This window comes from Flavobacterium ardleyense, assembly GCF_033547075.1.
In the GTDB taxonomy this organism is placed as follows: Bacteria; Bacteroidota; Bacteroidia; order Flavobacteriales; family Flavobacteriaceae; genus Flavobacterium; species Flavobacterium ardleyense_A.
Window position 1 is genome coordinate 1,060,598 of the sequence record NZ_CP137891.1, and the last position, 13,079, is coordinate 1,073,676.

General features: G+C 36.0%; 10 protein-coding genes and 1 tRNA gene. 4 read left to right on the forward strand and 7 right to left on the reverse strand.

All coding sequences use genetic code 11. The features are described 5' to 3' along the window. Positions 1-197: 197 nt before the first annotated feature. Entirely contained in the window at positions 198-884 is a 687-nt protein-coding gene (locus tag SBO79_RS04550; RefSeq protein ID WP_318642378.1) for a porin family protein, read from the forward strand. Here SBO79_RS04550 and SBO79_RS04555 read toward each other — a convergent pair. The 3 genes from SBO79_RS04555 to SBO79_RS04565 form a co-directional block, all read right to left on the reverse strand. Continuing rightward, complete coding sequence (locus SBO79_RS04555) at positions 867-1,490, reverse strand: hypothetical protein (protein WP_318642379.1); 624 nt, start codon at positions 1,488-1,490, stop codon at positions 867-869. The genes SBO79_RS04550 and SBO79_RS04555 overlap by 18 nt on opposite strands. Before the next feature lie 13 nt (positions 1,491-1,503). Then, complete coding sequence (gene rpoN, locus SBO79_RS04560; RefSeq protein WP_318642380.1) at positions 1,504-2,979, reverse strand: RNA polymerase factor sigma-54; 1,476 nt, start codon at positions 2,977-2,979, stop codon at positions 1,504-1,506. A 183-nt stretch (positions 2,980-3,162) separates the two neighbouring features. Further along, positions 3,163-4,005 carry an Omp28-related outer membrane protein gene (locus tag SBO79_RS04565; protein ID WP_318642382.1) on the reverse strand — a complete coding sequence of 281 codons (843 nt, stop codon included), beginning with the start codon at positions 4,003-4,005 and terminating at the stop codon, positions 3,163-3,165. 91 nt (positions 4,006-4,096) lie between these two features. Here SBO79_RS04565 and SBO79_RS04570 point away from each other — a divergent pair, with 91 nt between their 5' ends. The 3 genes from SBO79_RS04570 to SBO79_RS04580 all read left to right on the forward strand — a co-directional run bounded on the left by SBO79_RS04570 (position 4,097) and on the right by SBO79_RS04580 (position 6,370). Beyond that, positions 4,097-4,573 (forward strand): TlpA family protein disulfide reductase, encoded by a 477-nt coding sequence (locus SBO79_RS04570; protein WP_318642385.1) that lies wholly within the window; start codon positions 4,097-4,099, stop codon positions 4,571-4,573. Positions 4,574-4,581: 8 nt separating this feature from the next. Then, complete coding sequence (locus SBO79_RS04575) at positions 4,582-6,267, forward strand: DUF6029 family protein (protein WP_318642386.1); 1,686 nt, start codon at positions 4,582-4,584, stop codon at positions 6,265-6,267. A gap of 29 nt (positions 6,268-6,296) precedes the next feature. Then, positions 6,297-6,370: transfer RNA gene (locus tag SBO79_RS04580), tRNA-Ala, on the forward strand. A gap of 326 nt (positions 6,371-6,696) precedes the next feature. Here SBO79_RS04580 and SBO79_RS04585 read toward each other — a convergent pair. From SBO79_RS04585 to SBO79_RS04600, 4 genes are all read right to left on the reverse strand, one after another. Further along, positions 6,697-7,176, reverse strand: a complete 480-nt coding sequence (locus tag SBO79_RS04585; RefSeq protein ID WP_318642388.1) for a hypothetical protein — start codon at positions 7,174-7,176, stop codon at positions 6,697-6,699. Between the two features lie 73 nt (positions 7,177-7,249). Continuing rightward, positions 7,250-10,675, reverse strand: a complete 3,426-nt coding sequence (locus tag SBO79_RS04590; RefSeq protein WP_318642390.1) for a DUF8818 domain-containing protein — start codon at positions 10,673-10,675, stop codon at positions 7,250-7,252. Between the two features lie 132 nt (positions 10,676-10,807). Beyond that, on the reverse strand, positions 10,808-11,545 hold the full coding sequence (locus SBO79_RS04595) for a T9SS type A sorting domain-containing protein (protein ID WP_318642392.1): 738 nt from the start codon (positions 11,543-11,545) through the stop codon (positions 10,808-10,810). 4 nt (positions 11,546-11,549) lie between these two features. Beyond that, positions 11,550-12,968 carry a T9SS type A sorting domain-containing protein gene (locus tag SBO79_RS04600; RefSeq protein WP_318642394.1) on the reverse strand — a complete coding sequence of 473 codons (1,419 nt, stop codon included), beginning with the start codon at positions 12,966-12,968 and terminating at the stop codon, positions 11,550-11,552. Between the last annotated feature and the right edge of the window lie 111 nt (positions 12,969-13,079).

Genomic DNA, 13,079 nt, shown 5'->3' on the forward strand with positions numbered 1-13,079 from the left:
TATATAAGTGTATAATTACAACAAGATTTACCTTTCAACATTTCTCGAAAAAAATGCTATTTCTGACATTACAACATTTCGCGGTTCATTTAATTAAGAAGCAGGAGGTAGGCAATATTTTTTTCGGCTTTGCGTGAACTTTTTGGTACTTTTGTTGAGATTAAATTATTAAAATTTTTTCACAATTATTTGATGATATGCGATTATACCTAATATTTGTACTTTTTTGCGGTTCGGCTGTCTTTGCTCAAGATACAATTCCAAATTTTTCAGCAATTGATTCTCTGTACCGAGAAGATCAATTTTATATGGGTATCTCTTATAATTTGCTTCAAAATCGTAATGACGGAATTAGACAAAACAAAATTTCTTACGGAATAACTGGTGGTTTCCTGCGCGATATGCCGATTAATGCCCGCCGAAACTTTTCGATTGCCGCAGGTTTAGGGTATTCGTTTCAGAATTATAATCAGAATATTTTGGTTAGCAAAAAAGATAATGTCTATTCTTATTCAACGATAGATCCCGCAGCACCGTTCAATAAAAACAAAGTTCAGACCCACGCGATCGAATTGCCAATTGAAATAAGATGGCGAACTTCCAACGCCGAAAGTCATAAGTTTTGGAGAGTTTATACAGGTTTTAAAGTAGGGTATGTGTTTTATGACGTTTCGAAATATGAAGGGTCACAAGGAAAATTTGTCTATACCAATAATCCGGATATAAGTAAAGTCAATTATACTGTTTACACTGCATTAGGGTATAATACTTGGAATGCCACGGTTTCTTACGGCATAAATCCAATCTTTGAAAACGGAAATTTGAATGGAAATCCTATAAAATTGAATGCGCTGAGTTTGGGATTGCTATTTTATATTTTGTAAAAAGATCCAAGGAATTAGAAACAACTGAGGTATAAAACCTACGAAGAAACCTGCGAGTAACTCCTTTGGTGTATGCGCCTTCATATAAAGGCGTGAGGTGCCTACAAGTCCGTTTAAGAAAAATAATATCGAAATTTCGAGAAGTAAATTCCGTTGAGTATAGACGCTCATTGCAATGCAAAAGGAGACTAACGAACTGACTCCCACCATATGCAAACTTGCTTTTACATCTATTAAAACAAGAAGAAGGGCAAGGAGTGTGCTAATAAAACAGCCCAGAAAAAAGTAGTACAATCCTGGAATGTAGACAAACATATTTCCTTGGGTAATGAGTACTAAGAATAATATTGACTGAATAAGTAGAGGAATTTTGCGCTGCGATACAATAGGCAGCATTATCGAATCTATTTTATTAATTGATTTTAAAAATAAAAAGCAAAGTACAGGAAGTATAATTGTGAAGATTATTCCTTGCGTATAAACCAATAATTGTTCTGAAGCAGTTAGAGAATTGGTTGATACCAGAAAATAAAATACAATCGCTAGTAGCGGTATAAAGAGGGGATGAAAAAAATAGGAAAATATGGGTAGAACTTTTTTTAGCATACTTTCTTGCTTCCTATATTTTTTTACGCATTCTTGCCACAGGAATGTCTAGTTGCTCTCTATACTTTGCAATTGTACGTCTGGCAATTGGATATCCCTTTTCCTTAAGCAAATCGGCTAATTGGTCGTCTGGATACGGCTTTTGTTTGTCTTCGGCTTCGATAATGTTTTGAAGAATTTTTTTAATTTCCAAAGTGGAGACCTCTTCGCCCTGATCATTCATCATCGCTTCTGAGAAAAATTCTTTAATCAATTTTGTTCCGTAAGGAGTGTCTACGTATTTTGAATTAGCAACTCTCGAAATAGTCGAAATGTCCATTCCCACCATATCGGCGATATCTTTTAAGATCATCGGTTTCAATTTGGTCTCGTCGCCATCAAGAAAATATTCTGCTTGATAATGCATAATTGCATTCATCGTAACAAAAAGTGTTTCTTGTCGCTGTCTGATTGCTTCGATAAACCACTTGGCCGAATCTAATTTTTGTTTGATAAACTGTACCGCATCCTTCTGTGAATCTGATTTATCGGCAGAAACTTTATAGGTCTGCATCATATCTTGGTAATCCTTGGACACGTGCAAAGTCGGGGCATTACGGCCGTTTAGCGTAAGCTCTAATTCTCCTTCTACAATTCTAATTGCAAAATCGGGAACGACATGCTCAATCATTTTGTTGTTTCCAGTAAAGGAATTTCCAGGCTTTGGATTAAGCTTTTCTATTTCACCCACCGCATTTTTCAAGCTTTCTAAGGATATGTTGTAGCGCTGTTGCAATTTCTCGTAATGCTTTTTGGTAAAAGCATCAAAGTTGTTTTGCAAGATATCGGTTGCAAGTTCAATAGACTGAGTGGGCGTTTTGTGTTTTAGTTGAAGTAATAAACATTCTTGCAAATCTTGGGCGCCCACACCTGAGGGTTCCAGTTGATGTACTATTTGTAAAATTCTGCTTACGGTTTCCTCATCAGTATAAATCCCTTGAGTAAAAGCCATGTCGTCTACTAATTCCTGAAAACTTCTGCGGATGTAGCCCATGTCATCTATGCTACCCACTAGAAATTCGGCAATAGCGCGCTCATCCTCACTCAAAATAAAAGTATTAAGTTGATTGAGTAAATCTTGGTGAAAAGTTACGGGTGAGGCGAGTGGACTCGAAATTAACTCGTCGTCAGCACTGTAGTTATTTGCCTGAAGTTTGTATTCGGGCGTTTCGTCATTGCTCAGATACTCGTCAATATTAATATCTTCGGCTTCGATGCGATCACTTTCAAATTCATCATAATCATCAAACTCCTCATTGTCAAATTCGTCTTTTTCAAATTCATCCTCGTCATCTTCTTCTTTGCCTGTTTCGAGAGCTGGATTTTCGTTCATTTCTTCTTTGATACGTTGCTCAAAAGCTTGCGTAGGAAGTTGAATTAACTTCATCAGCTGTATTTGCTGAGGAGATAATTTCTGAGATAATTTTAAATTTAAAAACTGCTTTAGCATTTCGGGATGTCAAATTGTTTGATAGTTCAAATCTAAGCATTTTTATGATAAAAAAAACCCGCAGTAATCAACTTACTACGGGCTTTTACGAAATTTTTAAAATTTGTTGCTGTTGCGTAATTTTAGAATTAGAAATGCTTAAAAAAGATTTGAAAAAACTTCTTTAGGCGTGTGCAGCATCTTTTATGGGTTTTGTTCCAATGCTTGCGTTTGATTTACACTGTTACTTCTAGTGTTTATTGCTTTGTTATCTTCGCCAACTACAAATGCCACAAAACGAATATTTGATGGATTTTCGACATTTGCAGGAACTGCTACGTTAAATGATCTTTCAAAAGTACTTCCGGCTGCGAATGTTGTTCCCATTTCATCACCCAAAATGTTGGTAACCATGCTTCTTACCACATTGTCGTGTGTGTAATTTGGAATAGGATCTTGACCTCCGTAATAAGAACTTGTATAATTTACTTGAAAATAGGTAAGGTCATCTTCTAGTAAGTAGACTACTAGTTTCAAATTTTGATAATCTTCAGCAAATTTTACTTTAACATTTAAATTAATATTTTGTCCTGTCATTGAGGAATTTACCGCAAGTCCAAGACCACAGTTATATCCTGTTAAATTGACTGCTTGTTGAACGTTGTTAGTCTCTGGAAATTTCCAAACTACCGTTCTATTCAGACGTGACGTTGGCAAAGGTAAATCTGTCAATCCTGGGTAAATTAAATTTTGAAGTGGTCCAATACCATTAAAATGATATGGGTCGTCACCATTATGAATAGCAACAATCTCTGCTCTATCAGTTTTTTCTAAAACGCGCTCAATTGCTAATGCTACTCGGGTACAGTTGCCACACCATGTTCCGGTATAATCTTCAATTAATACTCTTTTTGTAAAATATCCACTAGTAATCGAGTCATTTACAGGCTCTTGATTTTCAGCGCCAACATTGACAATAGTATCGCTGCATGAACTAAAAAGAGCTAAAAAGACAACTAATGTTAAATACCTTTTGATATTCTTCATCTCTATATTTTTTATGTTTAAATGCAAATTAAGTCAATAAAGTTTTATTTTGGCTTAGAAATTGTATTTATTTGCACATAAATCAACTACAATGAAGAAATTATTCCTACTTGTGCTTCTTGCAAGCACTTCGATGTTCTCTCAAAAACAGCTACCAGATCTTACTTTACCTAATCTTGATGGCAAGAAATTCTCATTACAAAAGGATTTTGCTGAAAAAGATAAATTGTATGTTTACTCATTTTGGGCTACTTGGTGTGTGCCTTGTATTCAAGAATTAGAAGAAATCAATGATCTTCAAGATGATTGGAAAAAAGAGGTAAATATGGAAATTATCGCTGTTTCTACAGATGATTCTCGTACTGCCAAACGTGTAAAACCAATGATAAACGGTAAAGGTTGGTCGTATAATGTACTATTGGATAATAATCAAGCCTTTAAAAGAGCCCTTTCTATCGTAAACATTCCTTACACGATCGTTGTAAAGAATGGCGAGATTGTACACGTACAAAACGGGTATTCTCCAGGAAGTGAAATTGAATTATTCGAAAAATTGAAGACTCTATAATACGATCGATGAAAAAATTATTATTAGGTCTTTGTGTGACCTTTTCCCTAACAGCACTAGCACAAGAAGCAGATACTATTAGCAAACCAAAAGTTGATAGAGGAAACTTCTTCGGAGGTTTTGAATCAAATTCACAATGGTATCTTAACGATAAAGGAATTAATATTTCGCATCCTGAAGATCCAATCCGTTCTAATAATTATCTTTTTTTAAATTACGTTTACAAAAATTGGTCGGCAGGAATTCAGGCTGAAGCGTATGAAGAAAATGCCTTGTTAAACTACAATCCAAAATTCAACGAAACCAATATAGCCACATACTTTGTGCGTTATGCCAATGATAAGGTAGATGTTACAGCTGGTTATTTTTACGAGCAGTTTGGAAGTGGAATTCTGTTTAGAAGTTGGGAAGATCGTGCTTTAGGTATTAACAATGCGCTGCGTGGCGGTCGTGTAATTTTTAGACCGGCCGAATTTCTTACAGTAAAAGGTGTTTATGGTCGTCAGCGTTCTGGTTTTGATGTTGCTAATTCGGATATTTTCGGTACTGACGTTGAATTTAATATTGGAGACGTTTTAAAATTTGAGACTACAGACTTATCTATCGGAGGAAGTTTTATTCGCCGCGATGAGAAGACAGATATTATTGATCCTAATTTTAAAAATGCCACTGACGGATATGCTGCACGTGTGGCTTTTGGTCACAATGCATTTTATTTTACTTCAGAATATAATTACAAAACTGAAGATGCCATTGTACAAGTGCAAGGACAGATTGATAATGAATTTGTAAAACCAGGTTCGGCACTTTTATTTAATGCAGGATATTCTACCAAAGGTTTTGGTATGGACGCTACTTTTAGAAGAATCGAAAATATGAGTTTTTTCTCAGAGAGAGATGCAAAAGGGAATGCTTATAATGACAAAGTAATGAATTTTGTACCAAGTCTTACCAAGCAGCACCACTTCAACCTTTCCAATATCTATGTGTATCAAGCACAGCCAAACGTAATCTTGACCGATGCTTCGCTAGTAAAAACTGGTGAGATAGGAGGTCAGATCGATTTGTACTATGATTTCCAAAAGGGAACGAAATTGGGAGGAAAATATGGAACAAAAGTGGCAATTAATGTTTCTAATTGGAATGCATTAGGCGGTACTTTCAACGTTAGCAATCCAAAAGGGTACGATACAGATTTCTTTGGATTTGGGAAAAAATATTTTTCTGACTACAATCTCGAAATCTCCAAAAAGTTCAGCAATGATTTCAATGGAGCTATAGCTTATATCAATCAGTACTATGACAAAAAGCTAATTGAAGAAACCTCGGGGTTAGTTAAAACAAATATTATCGCTGCCGAAGGAACTTACAAATTCTCAACTTATCAATCACTACGATTGGTTGGAGAGCATATGTGGGCCAATTCTGATAAAGGGAACTGGGCAAGTGCTACCGCCGAATTCAATATCAATAGTAAGTATTCAGTTTACGCAATGGATATGTATAATTACGGTAATGAAGTTGCAGCAGATCAAACTCATTATTACAATATTGGTGGTGCATTCAGAAAAGGATCTACTCGTATTGCATTAGCTTATGGACGTCAACGTGGCGGTCTTGTTTGCGTGGGTGGAGTATGTAGATATGTAGAAGAAAGCACTGGATTATCTTTATCTCTAAATACGACATTCTAAGAAATTAACTCTATATTTGCGATGGTTTTGGGGGATTAGCTCATTTGGCTAGAGCGCTTGCCTGGCAGGCAAGAGGTGATCGGTTCGAATCCGATATTCTCCACTTCAAACCCTAATTGGATTCGTCCAGTTAGGGTTTTCGCGTATTAGGACCTTTCTGAATTAGGCTTACGCCGAAAGAAGTGCGGTACCATTGAAGTATGCAATCATGTTAAATCCTACTGTCATGATGATATTATTTTTGAGATTGTCTTTTCATTTTATGAAATTTCCTCATTTAAAATCCTTCGGTTAGCGGGATCATATTTACAACAATTATTAATTTGATTCAATCATTTCGCTTTATACGATCTTATAGATATTTCTTAATATAAAAATGCCCCTTCGAAAAACTTTCAAAGGGGCATTTTTATGTAAAAGAATTGAGATCTATAACGGTGCTCCCACTGCAACATCACATTTATGACCTGGCTGTCCGTGCGCAGGATTCATTCCCACAGCTGTATTTCCTGAGGGTGCGTTCAATATTGAAGGCGCTGCTGGCATTGACTGTTGCACCGGTGTTGTAATAGGTTGTGGTGCTGGTTTTCCTGCTGGCGAATTCAATGGCGCTCCAACTTGTATGTCGCATCTGTGGCCTGGCTGTCCGTGCGCGGGATTCATGCCGGCGGCAACTTTCGAAACAGGTTGTTGTGCAGGTTGCATTTGCGGTGAATCCATTATTTGTGGCTGTGCGTTAGCTTGTTCCCCACCTTGCATCTGGATATTACCACCATTAGGATCTTGTGTAGCTTCCGTTATAGCAGCACTTTCATCAATTGGACTGTCTTGTGGTTGTAAATCTTGCTTACATGAATATAAGGCCATCGATGCCATTACTATAAGTGCTAAATTTGTTTTAATCGCCATTTTTTTATTTTTAATGACTTCAAATATAAGGTTTTAATTACACCTATAAAATCTCTAGTGGACTAATTTTGTCTTAAAAGAATGCTCGTAATTGTATACTTCCAGTATGAATAGCCTTGCTAGTCTCACTTTTCCGTCCTTGGTAATTGACATTTACATCAAGATATTGAGTAATATTTCTTTGCAGTAGCAATTGCCACACGCTGTTTTTTCCCGCTTGAAGACCCTCTAGCATCTGAAATCCAACTGCCGAGTTAGGTTCGCCGCTATATTCATTATTTAAGTAAGCAAAGCTACCACTCATGGTATACTTCTGATCGCTACTATAATTAAAAGAGGTTCCGAGTTTATTTTGCGAAAGCATTTCTCCTGCTCCAATCTGATTCTCTTTCATTCTCAATACGTAAAATAGGTCAAGGCTTGCATTTCGGGAGAAGATATAGGATATTTTTGGAAGGAGGTACTCACTTCGTATTTCATAATTTTTCTGATCAAAATTATCCGAAGTCACCGATGCATAGTTCTGTTGCAGACCTAAATTAAAAAGCCAATACTTCTTTAGTAAATGAGTGTATTGTATTTGCTGTGAACGATTATTATTTAAAACTGCTCCTACCGATAGTAGATTCTTTGCCGTAGAATTTAGAACAGTCCAAGTAACAGAATGCGTCTGCTTGCCGCGGTTGTAGTAAAGGCTATTTCTAAAGTTTGCATTATTCCCCAATAATTCGTCGCCGCCAGACCCGAAAGGATTCAAATCAAATGAAGTATTAGTGCGTTTTATCTTCCGATCTATGATGTACGAAGTTTGGTTGTAAAATAGTGACAGTATTTTTTTGAAACCTACCTTATTTTGCCACTGGGCGGGATTTACAATTACTGACTGTGAAAATTTGTTTTGGTGTGTTTTGAGATATACCTGATTTGGCAAAAATATTCGAATAAATTTTGCTAAATCTTGAAATGGCGCCACTTCAAATTCTTCAAGCTCCTGAATTCCGTTGCCGTTATAATCATTCCAGATGTATATTCCTTGGCCAGCTTCTACCTCAAGATAGGTAAATTCTTGTTGCGGAATAGTCCCTGAACTCGTTTCGTACGTGGTCGCAATTTGTATAAGTTGATCAAAAAACCTGTCGTTGTAGATGATTCGGCTGTTTAGAGCGTCCTCGTTCTTGAGCAGTGGATTGGTATATTTTAAAGTTCGATAGTTTATATATGCCGCTAATGTTGTTTTATCAGTCTGAATTAATCGGGATTTCAGATAAAACGAATTCGACTTGCTTACTTGCTGTACCGCAACATTTTGAAGGCTGTCTGTGGATCTACTCGCAAAACCTATCTCGCCGTAAACCGCGGTGCTATCACCGCGCCCTAACAATGCGCCGTATTCTGTAAATTTCTGGCTTAATGCCAAAGGCTTACCACTCGCTTTATCACGTTGTAAATTATCTTCAAAACGACCGTTAATCCCAACCCAATTTTTAGTATTAAAATGATATTTTCCAACTGCCCATCCTCTATTAAAAGTGGATTCTTGGAGTTGTCCATCGCTTTTAAGCAAGCTTGCATCTCCCTTTATTCTGATTTTATTTACAGCCAAATTCACACTTCCAATCTGTCTAATTCCCGAAAATGTTTCGCGATAATCTAATTTTTCGACTTTATATTCAACAGTTCCCAATTGCAAACTATCAGAATTTTGAAAAAGCATATTCACCCCCGCAACCAGCAAACTCTGATCTCCTCTTGCATCAAAGCTATTCCAATCGCGGTCAAATTCAATGGTATTCAATCGCTCTACCGTTTTAAAATTCTGTCCTATAAATTGATAATTTGCAAAGGCAGTCGCTTTTTGACTGGCTAATTTAAATTTGTGAGTCGCATTGATTTTGGCTGCATATCCAAAATTATCGTCATTATCTATCTTCGAAAATAAATTTAGATCATTATTACTTGCTGCAAATTCAAATCGAATGTCGGTTTTATCTGTTGGTTCAAATCGACCTTGGATAGTGGCGATCTGCAGTTTAGTGGGAGGTATAAGTCTACTTATTGGTTCGTAGTTTCCTTGTTTTACACCAGCAATTGGCGAAACGTAACTGTATATTTTTGTTATTGCGGCGCTGCTTTCAAGTTTGTAATTTCCTTGATTAGCACCAACTAATAAGAAACGCACATTATAAAGCTCGGCGGTTTCGTCGTTAGAATATTCGAAAATTTGGACACCATCAATAAATTTCTTTTCGTATAGAACTTTATTAGCAGAGTAGCCATCGAGATAGGCCGACGGTGCAGTCATCAAATCCTGATTGTCACCAGCATTTAGTAATATCTGAGCTTGTTCTTCGGATAAATTTTGCTGTAAAGATTGATTTTTTATATCGTTTTCAGAATAAACATAGGCTCCCAAACTCCATTTTTCGCGTTCGTGTAATGCGCCAGCATAAGCAAGAAGTCTTGTATAATTTCTGTCAGAATACTGATATTCTACGGTAATTCTCATATCCGAATTTATCGGAAAAATGGTGGTAAAGGTGATTTCTCCCGCATTATAGTCAATAATATAATCATTGTTCTCTCCGCGCTGAAGTTGGACGCCATTTACATACACTCTTTCAGATCCGGAAATTACCAAGACGTAAAGCGCCTCATTACTGCCTTTTAATTTATATGGGCCTTGGTTTCCTTCCTGTCCTAAAAAATTACTTTTCGCGTACTGACCTTTTACGAGTGCCGCGCTACTAAAGATTGAAGTTTTGGCATCTACATCGCCAAAGTTGAAATTAGCAGATACGCCTTGCACTTTCTTATTAAAATTCAAAAAAGTGGAACTTCTGTTTTCTAGAAACAAATCTCCACCACGTATTGTCCAATTTTTACTAGCAAGTTCGATAAATATCTGATCAAATTCGTCAAGTTTTTGGCTATAGCCACCTTCTTGCAACGGAATATTACTGTCTTGCAAGGACGCTTTTAAGGTTACATCTTCGGATATCTTTCCTGTAATCTGTAAATCTAAATTGGAGTTTACTACCGCGCTCTGATTGTTTCCAACTGTAATTCCGCGACTGATACTTCCCACTGTGTTTAGTCCGTCAAATGGCACAAACTTTTTTACATTCTCCTGAGGAATTTGGTATAATTTTGATTCGGTTACAGAGTTATCTAAAATCTGTGGATCGTCGTAAATGCTATAAGTTTTGGTTAGAAATTCAGGATATTCTGTCAATACTACGGTGATACTATCCGTTTGAATAGTTGAATTTTTAAACACTATAGCACCCGTATTAGAGTTTAAAGTATAATCGGAATTGGGGATCAGCTGATTTTTCGAGTCAAATAATTTTAGACTTCCTTTTTGCAATGCTATACTATCAACTTTTATCGTGTCAGAAATGGAGAATTTTTTTCGAGTTGTTGTGGTTGTTTTGATCTCCTGTGCAAAAAGCGCAGAAAAACTAAACAGTAGGAATATAATAAAACTCGATTTAATCATACTTTTAATAACGGCATTACTACAAATGTAGTGTGTTTTTTGAGAGATGGAATTGAGAATTTGACACAAAAAAAAGTCGTCTATTGAAAGACGACTTTTAAAGTATTTAAAACCTAGAACTTTTGAAAATTTTTAGTTTTTCACAAATTTTACAGTAGCTTTTTGACCATTTTCGTTTGTGAAACTAGCCATATAAATTCCTGTAGCAAAACTTGAAGTATTAACAGAATTATTTCCAGAGTTCAAAGTCTGCTGACCCACAACTTTACCATTGATGTCAATGATGCTCATTTGAGTCTGATTCTCAGCGCTAACTTGAAGACTGCTTGTTGCAATTGTGTTGTTTAAAACTACACCTACACTTGCAAGATCGTTTTTGCTAACAGCCAATGTTGGGCTATATTTAAATGAAAAGTTCTTAAGTACTGCCGTCTGAACTCCAGTTTCGGTAATTTGAATAAGCTGAAAGTTATAAACCACAGGTAATGCAGGATTAATTCCAGCAGTATCAAGTCTAAAGTGATCGTTATACTCTAAATTAGATCTATTTGCTTCAATTAATGTATTAGGAAGTACAGTAGGGTATGCTGTTCCTGCTGAAACAGTTCCAAAACATAAAGTACCAACACATAGTTGTAATCCAGTACCAGCATGATTTTCGATACTAACAACTTTAACTTGAATATTTACATCATAATCATAGTTATTACTAATTAGCAAGGGTAGGTAGTTGTCCGGCGCTTGTATTGACGTTACAACAAATTGTTGACCATCTGTCACTAGCGTCTGTCCACCATCTGTAGATAGAGTAATTTGAGAGAAAGCTGCGAAACTACTGAAGCAGATAACTGCTAAGAATATTTTTTTCATTTTATTAGTTTAAGATAATTTTTTCTGTCTGAGTTGTATTTTCACCTACAATTTTAGCCATGTAAATTCCTTTTTGGAACGATGATAAGTTGATTTGAGTTTGAGCGTCTACTGAAGCATTTTCATAAACTACTTTACCTAACATATCAACTACAGTTACTTTAACGGTTTCAGCAGTGCTGATTTGTACAATACCAGTTGTTGGATTTGGATATAGTCTAACTTTCTCAATTGCTGAATCAGCAAGACCAAGAGCAGTAGTTGCCAATGCATTCGCTTTTTTCAATGATTTTGCACCGAATTCTCCGTCAATGAATAATACAGTATAGTCACCATTAAAAACTTCAAGACCGTGCTGAGTTGGTCCTGCATTCCATCCATCTCCGTAAGTATCTTTAAGCTCAATTGAATAACAATCATTTGGCGCTAAAGTAACTTCGTGAATTTTCGTAGTATTTTTATCAGCATTTGTGTATGGACCACCTTGTGCAATAATTGTATTTGCAGAGTTTCTAATGTTCCAAGAAATTTCTGTTGGGTAATTATCTGTGTAAACTTTAATTGTCGCGTTCGAATAACTTCCTTTTGCTATAACAATATTAGAATTTTGCGTTGCAACATCAGGATTAATCATTGGTGCACCATTAACACTCGTAATTGTAGTAGTATAAGTATTAGCAAGATCAAACGTGTAATTAGCAAAAGTTACTTCCTTTTCTTGAAATGTGTTAATTTGACCAGCGTAATTTGCAGTTGATACTACAGTTCCATTTTCTTTTAACTCTACAGTTGCAGCAGTGATTGCATTACCTCCGTAGTTTTTAATTTTTGCGTTGATTGCACCAGTTGCAGAACAAATTCCGTTTTCAATAGGTGTAGAGATTGCATTATTATCAATTCCTTGAAGAGTTACAGAACATCCACTATTTACTAAACTTTTTAATTGCGTAGCACTTTTTGCTCCAATATTAGTTATTACTCCAGTAGGACAAATTCTATATACTGTAGGGAAATATGTTATTGCATATTGTTGTGCAATAGCACCACTATTAATAATTGGATATAATGATGTACTTACCCAGTCACCCTGAGTGTTAGTACCAGTTCCATTAAGATCTGCAATTGTAGTTGCATTATCTCCTTCTATAAATAATACTACAACCTCTTCTGATCCACCTTGTCCATAAGATGAATAAAAATCATTTAAAGCATTGGATCCGTGGTAACTCCAACATGGTCCGCACCACGTAGCCGAAATATCCATAATTACAGTTTTCCCTGCAGCAAGATATTCTGACAATGTGTGAACATTTCCATTAAGGTCGGTGGCAGTAAAGTCTGGAGCTATTGATCCATCTGGAAGCTGTGCGCTAGCGGTAGCCGTGATAAACAAGCTCGCTAAGAGTAGAGTAATTTTTTTCATAAATTGAAAGTTAGTTGTTTTATATTATGATAATTTTAATAGATTTTCCAAAACTATGAAAAAGTATTGGAAATTCTTCTACTTCAGAAGTATATTTTGTCTTTTTGGAAT